Below are 16377 nucleotides of genomic sequence, written 5' to 3'. Positions count from 1 at the left end.
TCCGTTGATTCTGAGTGGGTGGAAGGGGTCTGGGGATCAGAGGTCGATGTCGAGGACGATCGCGTCGGGGTCGCCCCAGTAGCGGGCCGCCTCGAGGCGGATGCGACCGGGATCGAGGACGAGGGCCCGGGTCTGCGAGTCCCAGTGCGCGAGCGGCGAGAGATCGAGGTCGACGGTCGCGCCGCGGGTCTCGAGCGGCTCGAGGGAGAGGCTCGCGTATCCGAGGAGCTCGCGCTCTCCGGCCCGCTCGCCGTCGAGGCGCGTGCCGTAGACCTGGACGACGGCGCGGGTCGCCCGGTCGGAAGCGTTCTCGACGTCGACGGCGAGCGTCGCGCGCGTCGCGTCGCGGAGGAAGCCGTGCGCGGAGGCGATCGCGGTCGTCGCGTAGGAGAGGCCGAATCCGAGGGGGACGAGGGCGGTGGCGCCCTTCGCGACGATGCCGCGCTGTCCGTACCAGCGGTCGTAGACGACCTCGTGGGCGTCGCGATCGAAGGCGGGGAGGTCGTCGGCGGACGCGGGGATCGCGTAGGGCATGCGGCCGGTGAAGTCCGCGTCCCCGAGGAGGAGATCGGCGAGGGCGCGTCCGCCCTCCATTCCCGAGTACCAGCCCATGACGACGGCGGCCGGGAGGTCGATCCAATCCGCCATGAGGACGGCGCCGGCGGCGACGACGACCACGACGGTGCGCGGGTTCGCCGCGGCGACGGCGCGGATCAGCTCGACGTCGGACTCGGGGAGGCCGAGACTCGCGCGATCGCCCCCGGCCTCGGCCTTGCCCTTAGCGGCCTCGAGACGATTGAGCATGTCGGTGAGGACGGCGCGCTCCTCATCGGTCTTCGGCGTCGGGTAGAGGCCCATGAGGTCGTCGCGCGCGTAGACGCGCCCGTTCACCCATTCGCCCTCCTCGGCGAAGGTGTAGCCGACGACGACGACGGCGGCGTCGGAGTCGGCGGCGAGGCGAGCGGCCCGCTCGATGTCGGAGCCGTCGTCGACGCGCACCTCGGAGTCGGGAAGGGCCTCGCGAAGACCCGCCGCTGGTGTGAGGGACTCGGAGGCATGGACGTTCGAGGAGCCGTGATCGCCGAGGTTCTCGACGTCGGCGATCCGTCCGATGACGGCGAGGCTCGAAAGGTCGGCGCGATCGAGGGGGAGGACCGGTACCTTTTCGGCGCCCTCGGGACGGTTCCTCAGGAGGACCATCGACTCTCGGGCTGCCCGGCGCGCGAGCGCGCGGTGCGCGGGCGAGGCGATGACGGAGGTATCGGGTTCTGCGGCGTCGCGCCGCGCGTAGTAGTCGAGCTGGGCCCGGACGATCCGCTCGGCGCTGCGCGCGACCGCCGCGGCAGTCGCGGTGCCCTCGGCGAGGGCGGCGGGGAGATTCTGAGCGCGGAGCTGGGCGAAGGGGGTCTCGAGATCCAGGCCGGCCTCCAAGGAGGCGGCGGCATCGCGGATCGCCCAAATGAAATCGGAGACGACGAAGCCGTCGAAGCCCCAGTCCTCGCGGAGGACGTCGGTGAGGAGTTCGCGGTTCTCGGAGGCCCAGTGGCCGTTGATCGAGTTGTACGCGCACATGACGGAGTCGGCGCCGGCGTCGATCGCGGTCTTGAAGTGGGGGAGGAAGTCCTCATGGAGCGTCGCCTCGTCGCAGAGGACGTCGACGTCGAAGCGGGCGTTCTCCATCGAGTTGAGGGCGAAGTGCTTGACGCAGGGCATCGCGTTCGGTTGGACGCCGCGGACGAGTGCCGCTCCCATGCGGCCGAGGAGGACGGTCTGGTCGGAGTAGGTCTCCTGAATGCGCCCCCACGCGGGGTGGCGGGGGAGGTTGATGCAGACGCCGCCGAAGAAGTTGCCCTTGGAGGCGCGCAGCTCGCGGCCGATCGCGGTGCCGATCTCCTCTTCGAGGGCGTCGTCCCAGGTGGCGCCCCGGGCCATCGAGACGGGGAAGGCGGTGGCGTTCCCGACGACGACGCCGCGGGGTCCGTCGATGAAGGCGATACCGGGGATGCCGAGGTGCTCGTTCCGACCGGCGGGGTAGGGGAAGTGGTTGTACCCCTCGTGCATGATGCTCGCGCGCCCCTCCCAGAACGGGACGGCGCCGGTGAGCACGTCGAGGCGCTCGGGTTCGTCGAGCTGTTCGACGAGTCGCGCCGCCTCCTCGGAAGCGTCTGCGCCCCCGCGCACGCGGCGAACCGCGTCGGCGAACGCGCTGCCTTCACGGGGCTCCGACTCCAGTGGCTGTCGAGACCGCGTCGGTGCGGACATCTCGCATCTCCTCGTCATCGAGTAAGTTTGTACTTGGTGACTACCAAGTTACGAGGATCGTAAGCCCGTCGTGCGCGAGATGTCAACGGTCCTCCGATTCCGATTCGGAGCGCCTCGGCCCGAGCCAGTGACGTAGGGTGAATGAGCTCGACACAGTGAGGACCACGATGCAGAAACCCAAACGGCTGCGGCTTCCCGCCGAGCAGCGCCGCGCGCAGATCGTCGACGTCGCGACGCGCCTCATCGGCGAGCGCGGCTACTGGGGCGTGTCCCTGCAGGACATCGCCGGCGAGTGCGGTATCAGCGACACCGCCGTCCTCCACTACTTCGGGACGAAGGAAGGGCTCCTTCTCTCCGTCCTCGAGCGGCGCGACGAGCGCGACCGAGAGGCGCTGGCCGAGCTGCTCGGAGTGCCCGTCGATGAGCTCTACGACCGCCTTCCCGAAATCCCTCTCCTCGACTTCTGCGCGGCGCTCGTCGCGCGCAACTCCACGCAGCCGGAGATCGTCGCCCTTTACGCGATCCTCGACGCCGAGGCCCTTCAGCCCGATCATCCGGCGCACGACTACTTCGAAGCGAGGGAGAGGCGCGTGCTCGCCTCTTTCGCCGCCGTACGCTCGGACCTCGACCTTCCCCCCGAGCAGCGCGCCCGCTTCGTCCTCTCCCTCATGGACGGTCTTCAGCTGCGCTGGCTCCGCAACCGAGACGGGTTCGATCCGGTCGAGGAGTGGGCGTTGATCGCCCGCACGGTCCTCGCCCCTCGCTGACGCGCCCGGCACACGTCCCGCGCACGACGAAGCGGCCGGAACCCGCCATGGGCTCCGGCCGCTCCCCTCGAATGGACGCCCTGCCCCGGCCTCGTGAACGAGGAGGAGCGGGAGGAGGTCACTCCCCGTACTTCGCGGCGAAGGACTCCTCGAGGCGCTCGAGCGACGTCCCCTTCGTCTCGGGGACGATGAAGAGGTAGAAGCAGAGGGAGACGACGTTGATCGCGCCGAAGGCTGCGTAGGTCCACGCCGCGCCGAGGTGGGCGATCATCACCGGGAACACATAGGAGACGACGGCGTTCATCAGCCAGCCACACCCGACCGCGAAGCCCTGTGCGACCCCGCGGATGCGCGAGGGGAAGATCTCCGAGACGAGGACCCAGTTCACCGTGCCCGACTGCTTCGCGAAGACGAAGAGGGACACGAGGACGACGACGAGCCAGGGGAGGAACGCCGGGATGTCCGCCGAGATCGTCCCGTCGGCGAGCGTGTAGGGCGCGATTCCGAAGGCGAAGACGAGGGCGAGGCTGAAGAGGAAGAAGGTGACGCCCGATTCCTGGTAAATGCCGACGTGACGGCGCTGGAGGCGCCCGACGAGCCAAAGGCCGAAGGCCGCGCCGACGGTGGCGACCGCGCCCGTGATGACGTTGAGGGAGATCGAGTCGGTCGTCGAGAAGCCTGCGGCGTGGAGGATCTTCGGCAGGTAGTACATCGCCGTGTTGATGCCGGTGAGCTGGTCGAAGCACGCGAGGCCGATGCCGATGAGCGTGAGGCGGCGGGTCCACTTCACCGAAAGCGTGCGGCGTAGGGACCACTTGCCCTCGTTCTCCTGGCGCTCGTGGAGGTCGATCATCTCGCGGACCTCGCCGGCGATGTCGTCGAGCTTCGGGTCGCGAATCCGCTTGAGGGAGCCGATCGCCTCCGCGTAATGGAGGTTCGCGGCGTACCAGCGGCCGGATTCGGGCATCATCCGCATGCCGATCCACAGGCAGATCGCCGGGATCGTCGCGAGGACGAGCATCCAGCGCCAGGCCGCGCCGTTGCCGCTCGCGATCGCGAGGTTCGCCATCGTCGACGCCTGGTCCCACGAGAGGCTCTGACCGTCCGCGGTCGTCACCTGGGGGCCGCCGTGCGCGTGCGAGAGGGCTGCGTTCATCGAGTAGGCGAGGAGCTGGCCGAACACGATCATGAACTGATCGAGGGCGACGAGCTGGCCGCGCACGCGCGTGGGCGCGGACTCGGAGAGGTAGATCGGCACGGTCGCCGAAGCGCCGCCGACCGCCCAGCCGAGGACGAAGCGGAAGACGAGGAGGATCGGGATGTTCGGGGAGAGGGTGCATCCGATCGTCCCGACGAGGAAGATCGCGGCGAGGAGGAGGATGTTGTGCCTCCGGCCGTAGCGGTCGGAGAGGCGCCCGCCGAGGATCGCGCCGAACGCGGCGCCGACGGCGAGGAACGCGCCGACGAGGCCCTCGTCGAACTCGTTGAGGCCGAGGCCGCCGGCAGTTCCCGGCATGTACATGTAGGGGAGGGCCCCGGCGATCACGCCGGTGTCGTACCCGAAGAGGAGGGACCCGAAGGTCGCGACGGCCGCGAGGAGCGCGATGCTGCGCTTCTTGCCCGCGGCGGGGGTGGTCTCGACGAGGCGTTGGAGCTCTTCGTCGGACGGCGCGCCACTCGGCGCGCCCACTGCGCTGTGCGTCATGCCCTCATCCTGCCCCGAAGGGCCTGCTCGCGTCGATTTCCCCGGAACCCGTGCGGTTTCCGCCCGATCGACGAGGGCGGGGCGGCGTGCCCCATGAAGGGGAGTCGAGGGGCCTCGGGCCTGGGTGACCACATCTCCTAACATCTCCTAATTTGCGCTAAATTAGGAGATGTTAGGAGATGCGAGATGAAGATTCCCGTACCGCCGCCGGCATCGCTGGCCGACCTGGAGCGCGAAATCCTCGACGAATGCGATGATCGGCGCCATTTCGTCGATGTCCTCACCTCGAAGACGCTGGCGGATGATCCCGCCTACCACCCGTGGGAATGGTTCTTCCGACATCAACCGCCCGCCGGATTCACCACGAAGGAATGGTGGGTCGCCGTTCGATCGGCGCGCCTCGCGACGGCGCGTTCGCTCCCGCTCACCTTGAAGAACGGCGAGCCCCTCACCTTCAACCTCCCCGACCCGCTCCTCCGATTGATCGACGAGATCTCCGCGCGCGCTCGTGGACAGATCGAGCTGCCCGAGCCGGTCGCCAACCCGACGACCCGCAATCGCTACCTCGTCCGTTCCCTCATCGAAGAGTCGATGACCTCGTCCCAACTCGAGGGAGCGGCGACCTCAAGGGTCGACGCGAAACGGATGCTGAGGGAGAACCGGCCTCCGAAGGATCGTTCCGAACGGATGATCCTCAATAATTTCCTCGCGATGAAGACGATCACCGAATTGAGAAGCGAACCTCTGACTCCTCAGCTGATTCGGGAGATTCACAAGAGGGTCACGAACGGAACGCTCGACGATCCGAATGACGCCGGACGGGTGCAACGGCCCGGAGACGCCCGAGTGCGCGTCGTGGGGGACCTGGGGGAGGATCAAATCCTTCATGCGCCGCCGCGTGCGGAGGAGCTCCCCGCGCGAATGGAGGCGCTGTGCGAATTCGCCAACGCGGGATCGGCTGATGACGGTCCGTACGTCCCCGCCCTGGTTCGAGCGATGACGCTTCACTTCATGATGGGGTACGACCACTACTTCGCCGACGGGAATGGGCGAACCGCCAGGGCGATCTTCTACTGGTCGATGCTCAATCAGGGCTTCTTCCTCACGGAGTTCCTCTCGATCTCCCGACTGCTTCTTCAAGCGCCGTCGAGGTATGCGCGCAGCTTCCTGTTCACCGAGCAGGACGAGGGAGACTTGACGTACTTCCTTCTCGAGCAGGCCAGAGTCGTCGATCAAGCGATCACAGACCTCGACGCCTACCTCGTGCGCAAGACCGACGAGGTGCGCAGAATCGGGATGAAGCTGCGAGGGTCCGGCCTCAACCACCGTCAGATCGCGCTGCTCGAGGCCTTCGCCCGTGATCCGGGCGCGACGACGACGGTCGCCGAGCATCAGCGCACGCACGGCGTCTCGAACCAGACCGCCCGTTCCGACCTGCAGCTCCTTCAAGATCGCGGTTATCTCAAGTCCGCGAAAGTCGGGAAGACCGTCACGTGGTTCCCCGACGACGATCTCGTCGAGAGAATCGAGAACGGCCAATGGGAGGGCCGAGAGCGGACCGCACGACCGAAACTCTCTTCGCATTCCGATCGGTCGGGTGAACTTCCGTGATGGACGAGTCGGGGGTCCTGATGGTCATCGAGCATCAGGACCCCCCAGCGCGCGAAGCGAACTCCTACACCTGCTCGGGCACCATCGAGATCGCACCGCAGGGGCACTCCTCGGCGCACACGCCGCAGCCCTTGCAGTAGTCGTACTTGAACTCGTACTCGCCGGGCCTGATCTTCGTGATCGCGTTGTCCGGACACACGCCGAAGCAGTTGTCGCACCCGAAGCAGTTGCTGCAGGACATGCAGCGGCGCGCCTCGAAGAGGGCGGATTCCTCGTCGAGGCCCTGGACGACCTCGTCGAAGGTGGAGGCTCGGCGGGCTCCCTCGAGCTTCGCACGGACCTGGTGCGGGGCGTCGGCGTAGTACCACGTCGTCATGCGGGAGAACTCCGCGTCGCCGTGCTTGGGCGCCGGCTGGTAGGTCGTGCCGCGCAGGTAGGCGTCGATGTAGCGCGATGCCTTCTTGCCGTGGCCGATCGCGACGGTGACGGTCCGCTCGGAGGGGACCATGTCGCCGCCGGCGAAGACGCCCTCGATGCCCGTCATCATCTGGTCGCTGACGCGGACGACGCCGTCGTCGATCTCGATGCCCTCGGCGTCCTCGATGAGCGAGAGGTCGGCCTCCTGGCCGAGCGCCATGATGAGGGAGTCGGCGCCGAGCTCCTCGAACTCGCCGGTCGGCTGCGGGAAGCCCGACTCGTCGAGCTCCATCTTCTCGATCGTCATCGTGCCGCCGTCGACGTGCTTGATCGTCGACAGCCACCGCATCATGATGCCCTCCTCCTCGGCCTCGGCGACCTCGGAGTCGTGGGCGGGCATGCGGTCGCGTGTGCGCCGGTAGACGATGATCGCCTCGGACGCGCCGAGGCGCTTCGCGGTGCGGGCCATGTCGATCGCCGTGTTGCCGCCGCCGTAGACGACGACGCGGCGGCCGAGCATCGGCTTCTCGCCGGTCTCGACGCCCTCGAGGACGGAGACGGCGTCCATGATCTTCGCCGACTCGCCCGCCGGGATGTAGGCGCGGCGGCCGATGTGGGCGCCGACGGCGAGGAAGATCGCGTCCCACTTGCCGACCTCGTCCTCGATGTTCTCCACCTTCGCGCCGTACTCGATGGTGACGCCCATGTCGGTGATCCGGCGGATCTCGGCGTCGAGGACGCCGCGGGGGAGGCGGTAGGCGGGGATGCCGAAGCGCATCATGCCGCCGGCCATCGGGCCGGCCTCCTTGATGTGGACGCGGTGGCCGGCGAGGCGCAGGTGGTAGGCGGCCGACAGACCGGAGGGGCCGGCGCCGACGATGAGGACGGACTTCCCGGAGTCGGGAGCCTCGACGTGCACGGTCCAGCCCTGCTCGATCGCCTTGTCGCCGAGGAAGCGCTCGATCGCATTGATGCCGACGGCCTCGTCGACCTGCGCGCGATTGCACGCGGTCTGGCACGGGTGGTAGCAGACGCGCCCCATCGTCGCGGGCATGGGGTTGTTCACCATGATCTCGCGCCAGGCCGCCCGGTAGTCGCCCTCCTCCGCGTGGTAGAGCCACTGCTGGATGTTCTCCCCGGCCGGGCACGCCTTGTTGCACGGCGGGAGGAGGTCGACGTAGATCGGGCGCTCGGTGCGCCACGACCCGGTCTCGTTCGCCAACGACGAGCCGACGTTGAGGGTGATCGCGAAGGGCTGCTTCTCCATCGTCATCGCATTACTCCTGCTCCGGGGCGTCCGCGCGCAGCGACGCCCGAGGTTCTGCCTGCGGCCTGCGCAGCCCCATCGGGGGAGCCTGCTCGCCGCTCTGGGCGAGAGCGGCGGCCTCGGCCCGGCCCTGCTTCGTCTGGGCGGCCGCGTGGAGGATCTGGTCGTAGCGGCCCTCGGGGTCCTCGGGCGCGGCGAGGACGCGCTCGAGGACGTCCTCGTCGAGCTGGTCCTCGTCGATGAGGCCGTAGCGCCGGATGTTCCGGTCCGCGATCGCCTGGAGGCGCGCGAGGGTCTCCCGATCCCCCTCGCCCTTGAAGAGGTGCGCGAAGCGCCTCTGGGGGCGCAGGTACTCCTCGACGGGGGCGGGCCTGCGGATCTTCGTCACCGAGGTGATCTCGCCGCCCTCGGCCTCGAAGACGGGGAAGAGGCCCGTCTGCGTGGCGAGTCGCGCGAGCTTGACGGTGATGTTCGAGGCGGCGCCCCACCCCAGCGGGCAGGGGACGAGGACGTGGATGTAGCGCGCCCCGTGGTAGCCCATCGCCTTCGTCACCTTGTACTCGAGGTCGCGAAGGTCGGCGACCGTCGCGGTCGCGACGTAGGGGATCTCATGGGCCATCGCGATGCGCGCCATGTCCTTGCCCTGGCCGAAGCGATTGCCCGGGTTCGGGCCGACCGGCTGGGTCGTCGCGGTGCGCGCGCTCGGCGGGGTCGCACCGCTGCGCTGGACGCCCGTGTTCATGTACGCCTCATTGTCGTAGCAGATGTAGAGGACGTCGTCGTTGCGCTCGAACATGCCCGACAGGCACCCCATGCCGATGTCGACGGTGCCGCCGTCGCCGCCCTGGGCGACGACTCGGGTCGTCCGCCCCTTCGCCCGAAGGCCCGCAGCGGCGCCGGCGGCCACCGCCGGCGCGTTGCCGAAGAGGGAGTGGAGCCAAGGAACGGTCCACGCGGACTCGGGGTAGGGAGTGGAGAAGACCTCGAGGCATCCGGTCGCGTTCACCGCGACGAGGTCGCCGTCGGCGGCGGCCGCCGCCGAGTCGAGGGCGTAGCGGGCGCCGAGCGCCTCGCCGCAGCCCTGGCAGGCGCGGTGGCCGGAGGTGAGGGTGTTCCACCTGTTGGGGTCGGACTGGACGGACCGGTAGTCCTCCTCGGCGAGGCGGTTGCCGACCGCGAAGGAGCCGACCTGGTAGAACTTCACGTTCTCGCGTGCAGGGATCGAGGTCTCGCGCATTCCGGGGATTCCCAATTGGACGCTCATCGCCCTCTCCTCTCAGTTCCTCAGCGCCGCGTCGGTGCGGGCGTGCGAGTCGCGCATGATGTTCTCCGCCGTCGGGCCCGATCGCCTCGACGCCTCCTCGCGGGCGAGCTCGGCGTCGACGAGTTCGCGGTCGAGGTCGAGGAACGTCTGATCCGCGAGGGTCCCCGCCGCGGCCTCGTCGAGGAGCGCGTGGAGGGACGCCTTCGTGATCGGGCGCCCGCCGAGCCCGGCGAACACCTCGTAGTTCTCGATCCCCATGCCGCGCACGGCGGAGCGGCAGTGGGAGGAGACGATGCCGCCGATGCCGACGGAGAAGGCCTTCTCGACGTTGATGAACCTCTTGCAGCCGGCGAGGGCCTCGCGCACCGCCGCGGTGGGGAAGGGGCGGAAGCTCGTGATGCCGAGGACGCCGATCTTCTCGCCGACCTCGCGGCGCTCGTCGATGACGTCCTTGATCGTCCCGAGGACCGAGCCCATCGAGACGACGATCGTCTCGGCGTCCTCGATCCGATAGGGGCGGACGAGCCCGCCGGAGTCGCGGCCGAACACCCTCTGGAAGTCGGCGGCCACCCGCGGGATGAGCTCGAGGGCCTGCATCTGGCGGTGGTGGGCGAGGTAGCGGACCTCGGTGTACGCCTCGGGGCCGACCATCGCGCCGATCGAGACGGGGTTCGCCGGGTCGAGGACCTGGCGCGGCTCGTAGGGCGGGAGGAACTCGGCGACCCTGTCCGCCTCGGGCACGTCGACGATCTCCATCGCGTGCGTGAGGATGAAGCCGTCCATGCACACCATGACGGGGACGGAGAGCTCCTCGGCGATGCGGAACGCCTGGACGTGGAGGTCGGCGGCCTCCTGGTTCGTCTCCGCGTAGAGCTGGAGCCACCCGGAGTCGCGCTGGCTCATCGCGTCGGTGTGGTCGTTCCAGATGTTGATCGGCGCGCCGATCGCGCGGTTGGCGACCGTCATGACGATCGGAAGCCCGAGGCCGGCCGCGTTGTACACGGCCTCGACCATGAAGAGGAGGCCCTGGGAGGCGGTCGCCGTGTACGTGCGGGCGCCGACCGCCGAGGCGCCGATGCACGCGGACATCGCCCCGAACTCGGACTCGACGTTGAGGTACTCGCAGCCGGGCAGGTCGCCCTTCTTCACGAGGGCGGAGAGCGCCTCGACGATATGGGTCTGAGGGGAGATCGGGTAGGCCGCGACGACCTCCGGGCGGCACGCGGCGACGGCCTTCGCGATCGCCTGCGAGCCTTCGATCTGCTCACGCATCGAGATTCTCCTTCGGATCGGCGGGGGCCTCCGCTCCCGCTTCGGAAGGGGCGCCGCCCGGGGCGGCGCCTCCGCGCTCTGCGGCGACGAGGTCGTAGGCGGCGGTCGCGGCGCTGACGTTCGCCTCGCCGACGCGCCCGGGGAAGCGGTGGCGAATCGCATCGACGACGGACTCGAGGCGGATGAGTCCGGTGAGCGCCGCGACTCCGCCGAGCATGACGGCGTTGGGGACGGGGCGCCCGACGTGCTCGCGCGCGATGTCGAAGGCAGGAAGCGCGATCGCGTGGCCCTTCGGGAGACGCGCGACGAGGTCGGCGAGCCCGAGCTCGTCGAAGCCCTTCGTCGAGTTGAGGAGCGCGTAGCCGTCGGGCTTGAGGCCGGCGAAGACGTCCATCACCGACAGCAGCGTCGGATCCTGAACGACGATGACGTCGGGCTCGAGGACGGGCTCGCGCGTGCGGATCTCGGAGTCCGTGATCCGGCAGAACGAGACGACGGGAGCGCCGGTGCGCTCCGAACCGAAGGAGGGGAAGGCCTGCGCGTGGTGCCCGTCCGTGAACGCCGCCATCGCGAGCAGGTCGGACGCCGTGACGACTCCCTGTCCCCCTCGACCGTGGATTCTCACTTCGACCATGCCCTCGACGCTAGGCCGACGCCCGCCGACCCGGGTCCGATCGGCGCGAATCCGCGGTTTCGCGCCGAAGTCGGCCGGTCAGCACCTGAGATCGCACGTGACCGCGCGCACATATTCGCATGCGCGGGCTTCCCTAATCCCCTCGTTCGGGCCGCGGCCGCGCCCTCGTCGATCCAGTCCGAGAAACCTCATGCGCGTCCGAAGCCCGCCACAGCCCGTCCACAGCTTCGCCTGGCCGAATAGGGACATCGCAATCCAGCCCTGAGGAGCCCTTGATGTCCGCACTGACGATGATCGCCCTCGACCTCGTCGCCATGGCCGTGCTCGTGTTCGGCCTCTACTTCCCCCGGCACCGCCGCGCCGATCTCGTCGCCGCCTTCCTCGGCGTCAACGTCGGCGTCCTCGCCGTCTCGATGATCCTCGCGGACTCCGAGGTGTCGGCCGGACTCGGGCTCGGGCTCTTCGGCGTCCTCTCGATCATCCGCCTCCGCTCCGACGAGATTACCCAGCACGAGGTCGCCTACTACTTCGCGTCCCTCTCGATCGGTCTACTCACCGGAATGACGATGTCGGCGAGCCCGCTCGTCCTCGGACTCGTCGCACTCATCGTCGCGGCCCTCGCGATCGGCGACTCGCAGCGCCTCTTCGGCGCCTACCAGAACCAGCAGGTCCAGCTCGACCGGGCGATCATGAACGAAGACGCCCTCGCGACGGAGCTCGAGGCCCGCCTCGGCGCGAAGGTCCTCAAGACCCGTGTCCTCAAGGTCGACCTCGTCAACGACCTCACCCTCGTCGACGTCCGCTACGTCGCCGCCTGAAAGGAGACGCCCGTGCCCGCCCCCGCATCCGTCCGGCGTCCCCGCCCCGCCCTCGTCCCCGGCGACCTCGAGGAGATCGGCCTCGCCGAGCTCAATGCGACGGCCGCCATGCTCACCCGCGTCGACCGGAAGTACGCCGTCACTCTCGAGGAGGCCGAGGCCGTGGCCGCGGGCCTTCACGAGGGGACGCGCGTCCTCTCGATCGACGGAATCACCGCCCAGTCCTACGCGTCGACCTACTTCGACACGCCCGACCTCGACTCCTTCCTCGACGCGGCCCGTCCGCGCCGGCGCAGGTTCAAGATCCGCACCCGCGCCTACCTCGACTCCGGCATCGCCTTCCTCGAGGTGAAGACCCGCGGGGCCCGCGGTCGGACCGTGAAGACCCGGATCCCCTACGACCTCGAGGCCGCCCTCGAGGGGCGACTCACGCCCGAGGGCGCGACCTGGGCGCTCGGGCGGCTCGACGCCGCCGACTGCGCCGTGCCCGAGGCCGACTCGCTCGTCCCGGTCCTGTCCGGAACGTACGCGCGGACGACCCTCCTCATGGCCGACGGCTCGGGCCGAGCGACCCTCGACGCGGGGCTCGAATGGGCGGACCTGCGCGGCCCGTCCGACTCCCCTCGCTGGCTCGCGGCCCCCGACCTCGTGATCATCGAGACGAAGTCCGGGTCCGCGCCCTCGCCCCTCGACCACCTCCTGTGGTCGCGCGGGCACCGCCCCGTGCGCCTCTCGAAATACGCGACCGCGCTCGCGGCGCTCGACCCCGACCTCCCCGCGAACCGCTGGACGCGAACCCTCGCGCAGTCCTTCGGCGCGGCGCGCCCCGAGCCCGGCGCCTACGGGGGCGCCCTCTCCGCGTCCGGCGCTCCGAGCGTCGGACGGATCGCCGCTCGCCGCGCCGCCTCCCACCGCGCTCCGCGCGCCCGCCTACTCCACCGCCTCGCGTCCTGACGCGGGCAGACCACCACCCGACCGAAAGAACCGAGGACACTCATGACAGACTCCCGCGCCCCCCACGACCCCTCCCACTCGGGACCGCGCTCCTTCCTCCGCAACGCCAAGCGGCCCTGCGCCGCCTTCGTCTCCATGGCGGCGATCGCCGCCCTCGCCCTCGGCGCGTGCACGGCCGCCGACGCGGTGACGTCGAGCGGCTCGACCGCCTCGGCGATGACGGTCTCCCAGTCCGCCGACTCCTCGGAGAGCGCGAGCGTCACCGGCTCGAACGGCGATACGACGAATCCGCCGACCGCCGCCGACGCGCTCGCGTCGAACGCCACGGCCTCCTTCGTCTCCGACGACGACTGGTCGGCCTCCGACGCTGTCGACATCGAGCTCTCGGGCTCCTCGGCGACCTCCTCCTCCGACGCCGTCTCCGTCTCCGACGGAACCGTGACGATCACAGCGGCCGGCGTCTACCGGCTCACCGGCTCCTTCGACGGCCAGATCGCAATCGACGCCGCCGACGACGCGCAGGTCGTCCTCATCCTCGACAGCGCGACGATCACGAACGACTCGGGCGCCGCGATCTACGGGAAGACCGCCGACGACCTCGTCATCTCGCTCTCCGGCTCCTCGACCGTCACCGACTCCTCGACCTCGGCCGCGGACTCCGCCGATCCGAACGCCGCGATCTACGCCGACATGGACCTCACCATCACCGGCGACGGGTCCCTCGAGGTCTCCTCCACCGCGAACGACGCGATCACCGCGACCGACGACCTCTACGTCCTCTCCGGCACGATCACCGCGACGGCTGGCGACGACGGTCTCCGTGGGAAGGACTCGCTCACCATCGCGGGCGGGACCGTCACGGTCGACGCCGGCGGCGACGGCCTCAAGTCCGATCAGGACTCCGACGACACCAAGGGCTACATCGCGGTGAGCGGTGGCGACGTCTCGGTGACCACCGACGGCGACGGTATCGCCGCCACGACCGACGTCGTCCTCACCGGCGGGACGATCGACGTCACCGCCGGCGGCGGTGCGTCCGCCGGCACAAACGCCGACACCTCGACGAAGGGCGTGAAGTCGGGCGTCTACCTCATCGTCGACGGCGCGACCGTCACCGTCGATTCCGGCGACGACGCCCTCCACTCGAGCGGCGCCCTGCGCCTCTCCTCCGGGACGCTCACCCTCGCCACCGGCGACGACGGCGTCCACGCCGAGGTCGCCGCGGTCCTCGACGGCGCCGACGTCACCGTCACCCAGTCGAACGAGGGCCTCGAGGCCGGCCTCATCACCATCGCCGACGGCACGATCGACATCACCGCCTCCGACGACGGCGTCAACGGCTCCGGCTCGACGACCGTCGAGGAGGGGCTCGCCGCGGCCTCGTCCGACTCGAGTTCGACCTCGTCCGCCCAGGGCGGGCCGCAGGGCATGGGCGGGGGATCCATGCAGGACTCCGGCGAACTCGTCACGATCTCCGGTGGCGCCCTCACCGTCAACGCGGGCGGCGACGGCCTCGACTCCAACGGGTCGTTGACCATCACCGGCGGCACGACGACGGTGTGGGGGCCGACGAACTCCGGCAACGGCGCGCTCGATACCAATGGCACGTTGACCGTCACCGGGGGCACGGTTCTCGCGGTCGGCGCCTCCGGCATGGCCGAGTCCCCGTCCTCCACCGACGGCGAGGGCTGGATCTCCGCGACCGTCTCCGGCTCTGCCGGGTCGACGGTGACGATCAGCGACTCGTCCGGCAACGAGATCCTGTCCTTCACCGCGACGAAGCAGTTCGGCTCCGTCGTCTACGCCTCCTCCGACATCACGACCGGCGACTCGTACACCGTCACGGTCGACGGGTCCTCGACCACGGTGACCGCGGGCCGGGCGGCCGCGGGCACCATGGGCGGCGGTATGGGCGGCGGCCAGATGAACGGCGGCGGCATGGGGCAGCCCCCGTCGCGCGGCTGACTCCCTCCCCGGGCGCCCGTCGGTTCTCCGGCGGGCGCCCTCGTGTGCCTGCGCCCCGGCCTCGTGAGGATCGACGAGGGCGGGGCGGCACGTCGATGTGGGGTTGGACGTCGCGTCCGCCACCCGGTCTCTTCCCACCCTCCGATCAGATTGCTAGCATCGGAGGTGAGGGTGATGAGCACGTTGACGATTCGCCGTTTGGATCAATCGGTCCACGACAGGCTGCGGGATCGCGCCGCGCGTCACGGGCGCTCCGTCGAGGCGGAGGTGCGGGAGATCCTCGCGGAGGCGGTCGACGCGCCGCAGGAGAACCTTCTCGCGACCTTGCGGGAGCGGATCGAGGTCAATGCCTGCTACGCGGACCTCGATCTTCCGACGCGCGAACCCTTTCCCCGGCCGGTGGAGTTCTCGTGATCGTCCTCGACACCAACATCATCTCCGAGATCATGTCGCGCACTCCCTCGTCGAACGTCGTGCGGTGGTACTCCTCGATCGGCGCCTCCCAGCTCGCCACGACGGTGATCACCGTCGAGGAGATCGAATACGGGCTCGGCCGACTCCCCGAGGGACGCAGGCGCGACGGGCTGATCGCGGCGTGGAGCGCGGTCATGGAGGGCTTTCGAGAGCAGCTGCTCCCCCTCGACGTCGAGTCCGCCCGCGTCGTCGCGCGGATTCGAGCGGAGGCGGAGAGGAAAGGGCGGCCCATGAGCATGGCCGACGCTCAGATCGCGGGCATCTGCATGAGTCGCGGCGATAGTCTTGCGACGCGGAATGTCAAGGACTTCGACGTGGTCGAAGGCCTGGAGATCGTCAATCCCCTCGAGTAGGAAGCGAGAAGCCGCCATGACCCTGCCCTCCGAGAAGCTCGCCGCACTCGGCCTCGAACTCCCGCCCGTCGCGACCCCGGTCGCCGCTTACGTCCCCGCCGTCCTCGACCGCGGCGTCGTCCGCACCTCCGGCCAGATCCCCGTCGTCGACGGCGAGCCCGTCTGCATCGGCGCGGTCGGCGTCGACGGCGCCGACCCCGAGGACGCCCGTGACGCCGCCCGAGTCTGCGCGCTCAACGCGCTCGCTGCGGCGGCCGCCGTCGCGGGCGGGATCGACCGCCTCGCCGGCATCGTCAAGGTCGTCGGCTTCGTCGCCTCGCGCCCCGACTTCTACGGTCAGGCCGGCGTGATCAACGGGGCCTCGGAGCTCTTCGGCGAGATCTTCGGCTCGGCTCACGCGCGCAGCGCCGTCGGCGTCGCGGCCCTCCCACTCAACGTGTCCGTCGAGGTCGAGGCCGAGTTCGCTCTCGTCGAGGACTGAGACTCCCGCTGAGCGCCCGTCGGCCCCGGGTCGTCCGCGGGCCGACGGGCGCCGTCGTTCGGAGAGGTATTCCACGGCGCCGTCCGAGGGAATTCGCCGTACACTGGGCGGGTACCCCCACCGGGTATATCGC

The 16377-nt window shown here is 69.7% G+C and carries 14 protein-coding genes; 8 read left to right on the top strand and 6 right to left on the bottom strand.

Features of this window, described 5'->3' with window-relative positions:
• Positions 1 to 36 precede the first annotated feature (36 nt).
• On the bottom strand, positions 37 to 2262 hold the full coding sequence (locus DY157_RS08175) for a beta-glucosidase family protein (RefSeq protein WP_115728154.1): 2226 nt from the start codon (positions 2260 to 2262) through the stop codon (positions 37 to 39).
• A 167-nt stretch (positions 2263 to 2429) separates the two neighbouring features.
• Between DY157_RS08175 and DY157_RS08170 the strand changes: the two genes are divergently transcribed.
• The gene (locus DY157_RS08170; RefSeq protein WP_115728153.1) at positions 2430 to 3029 is read left to right on the top strand and encodes a TetR/AcrR family transcriptional regulator; all 600 of its coding nucleotides are present in this window, start codon (positions 2430 to 2432) and stop codon (positions 3027 to 3029) included.
• 118 nt (positions 3030 to 3147) lie between these two features.
• Here DY157_RS08170 and DY157_RS08165 read toward each other — a convergent pair whose 3' ends face one another.
• On the bottom strand, positions 3148 to 4734 hold the full coding sequence (locus DY157_RS08165; protein ID WP_115728152.1) for a sugar porter family MFS transporter: 1587 nt from the start codon (positions 4732 to 4734) through the stop codon (positions 3148 to 3150).
• A gap of 186 nt (positions 4735 to 4920) precedes the next feature.
• On the opposite strand from DY157_RS08165, the gene DY157_RS08160 reads away from it, so the two are divergent.
• On the top strand, positions 4921 to 6345 hold the full coding sequence (locus tag DY157_RS08160; RefSeq protein ID WP_115728151.1) for a Fic family protein: 1425 nt from the start codon (positions 4921 to 4923) through the stop codon (positions 6343 to 6345).
• A gap of 64 nt (positions 6346 to 6409) precedes the next feature.
• Here DY157_RS08160 and DY157_RS08155 read toward each other — a convergent pair whose 3' ends face one another.
• From DY157_RS08155 to DY157_RS08140, 4 genes are read right to left on the bottom strand one after another with little or no spacing between them, the layout of a single operon-like run.
• Positions 6410 to 8035 carry an NAD(P)-binding protein gene (locus DY157_RS08155; protein ID WP_115728150.1) on the bottom strand — a complete coding sequence of 542 codons (1626 nt, stop codon included), beginning with the start codon at positions 8033 to 8035 and terminating at the stop codon, positions 6410 to 6412.
• Positions 8036 to 8039: 4 nt separating this feature from the next.
• Positions 8040 to 9293, bottom strand: a complete 1254-nt coding sequence (locus DY157_RS08150) for a thiamine pyrophosphate-dependent enzyme (protein WP_115728149.1) — start codon at positions 9291 to 9293, stop codon at positions 8040 to 8042.
• 12 nt (positions 9294 to 9305) lie between these two features.
• Positions 9306 to 10565 (bottom strand): pyruvate ferredoxin oxidoreductase, encoded by a 1260-nt coding sequence (porA, locus tag DY157_RS08145; RefSeq protein ID WP_115728148.1) that lies wholly within the window; start codon positions 10563 to 10565, stop codon positions 9306 to 9308.
• Positions 10558 to 11199 (bottom strand): 2-oxoacid:acceptor oxidoreductase family protein, encoded by a 642-nt coding sequence (locus DY157_RS08140; RefSeq protein WP_235827134.1) that lies wholly within the window; start codon positions 11197 to 11199, stop codon positions 10558 to 10560. The genes porA and DY157_RS08140 overlap by 8 nt, the downstream gene beginning before the upstream one ends.
• Positions 11200 to 11474: 275 nt before the next feature.
• Between DY157_RS08140 and DY157_RS08135 the strand changes: the two genes are divergently transcribed.
• The 6 genes from DY157_RS08135 to DY157_RS08110 all read left to right on the top strand — a co-directional run bounded on the left by DY157_RS08135 (position 11475) and on the right by DY157_RS08110 (position 16244).
• The gene (locus DY157_RS08135) at positions 11475 to 12017 is read left to right on the top strand and encodes a DUF4956 domain-containing protein (protein WP_115728147.1); all 543 of its coding nucleotides are present in this window, start codon (positions 11475 to 11477) and stop codon (positions 12015 to 12017) included.
• 12 nt (positions 12018 to 12029) lie between these two features.
• Positions 12030 to 12971: a polyphosphate polymerase domain-containing protein gene (locus DY157_RS08130; protein WP_328587403.1), complete on the top strand. Its 942-nt coding sequence runs from the start codon at positions 12030 to 12032 to the stop codon at positions 12969 to 12971.
• Between the two features lie 42 nt (positions 12972 to 13013).
• Positions 13014 to 14936, top strand: coding sequence for a carbohydrate-binding domain-containing protein (locus tag DY157_RS08125; RefSeq protein WP_218938073.1), 1923 nt, complete (start codon positions 13014 to 13016; stop codon positions 14934 to 14936).
• A gap of 174 nt (positions 14937 to 15110) precedes the next feature.
• The gene (locus DY157_RS08120; protein WP_115728455.1) at positions 15111 to 15350 is read left to right on the top strand and encodes a FitA-like ribbon-helix-helix domain-containing protein; all 240 of its coding nucleotides are present in this window, start codon (positions 15111 to 15113) and stop codon (positions 15348 to 15350) included.
• Positions 15347 to 15763 carry a type II toxin-antitoxin system VapC family toxin gene (locus tag DY157_RS08115; protein ID WP_115728146.1) on the top strand — a complete coding sequence of 139 codons (417 nt, stop codon included), beginning with the start codon at positions 15347 to 15349 and terminating at the stop codon, positions 15761 to 15763. The genes DY157_RS08120 and DY157_RS08115 overlap by 4 nt, the downstream gene beginning before the upstream one ends.
• A gap of 16 nt (positions 15764 to 15779) precedes the next feature.
• On the top strand, positions 15780 to 16244 hold the full coding sequence (locus tag DY157_RS08110; protein WP_115728145.1) for a RidA family protein: 465 nt from the start codon (positions 15780 to 15782) through the stop codon (positions 16242 to 16244).
• Positions 16245 to 16377: the final 133 nt, after the last annotated feature.

The organism is Actinomyces culturomici (genome assembly GCF_900499005.1).
GTDB lineage: Bacteria > Actinomycetota > Actinomycetes > Actinomycetales > Actinomycetaceae > Pauljensenia > Pauljensenia culturomici.
Note: the sequence above shows the minus strand (reverse complement) of the source record. Positions and strands in the feature narration are given on the sequence as shown.

Excerpts from the sequence above, each read along its gene's own strand:
- DY157_RS08175 (WP_115728154.1), bottom strand. The coding sequence starts at position 2,262 with ATGTCCGCACCGACGCGGTCTCGACAGCCACTGGAGTCGGAGCCCCGT.
- DY157_RS08170 (WP_115728153.1), top strand. The coding sequence starts at position 2,430 with ATGCAGAAACCCAAACGGCTGCGGCTTCCCGCCGAGCAGCGCCGCGCG.
- DY157_RS08165 (WP_115728152.1), bottom strand. The coding sequence starts at position 4,734 with ATGACGCACAGCGCAGTGGGCGCGCCGAGTGGCGCGCCGTCCGACGAA.
- DY157_RS08160 (WP_115728151.1), top strand. The coding sequence starts at position 4,921 with ATGAAGATTCCCGTACCGCCGCCGGCATCGCTGGCCGACCTGGAGCGC.
- DY157_RS08155 (WP_115728150.1), bottom strand. The coding sequence starts at position 8,035 with ATGACGATGGAGAAGCAGCCCTTCGCGATCACCCTCAACGTCGGCTCG.
- DY157_RS08150 (WP_115728149.1), bottom strand. The coding sequence starts at position 9,293 with ATGAGCGTCCAATTGGGAATCCCCGGAATGCGCGAGACCTCGATCCCT.
- porA (WP_115728148.1), bottom strand. The coding sequence starts at position 10,565 with ATGCGTGAGCAGATCGAAGGCTCGCAGGCGATCGCGAAGGCCGTCGCC.
- DY157_RS08140 (WP_235827134.1), bottom strand. The coding sequence starts at position 11,199 with ATGGTCGAAGTGAGAATCCACGGTCGAGGGGGACAGGGAGTCGTCACG.
- DY157_RS08135 (WP_115728147.1), top strand. The coding sequence starts at position 11,475 with ATGTCCGCACTGACGATGATCGCCCTCGACCTCGTCGCCATGGCCGTG.
- DY157_RS08125 (WP_218938073.1), top strand. The coding sequence starts at position 13,014 with ATGACAGACTCCCGCGCCCCCCACGACCCCTCCCACTCGGGACCGCGC.
- DY157_RS08120 (WP_115728455.1), top strand. The coding sequence starts at position 15,111 with ATGAGCACGTTGACGATTCGCCGTTTGGATCAATCGGTCCACGACAGG.
- DY157_RS08110 (WP_115728145.1), top strand. The coding sequence starts at position 15,780 with ATGACCCTGCCCTCCGAGAAGCTCGCCGCACTCGGCCTCGAACTCCCG.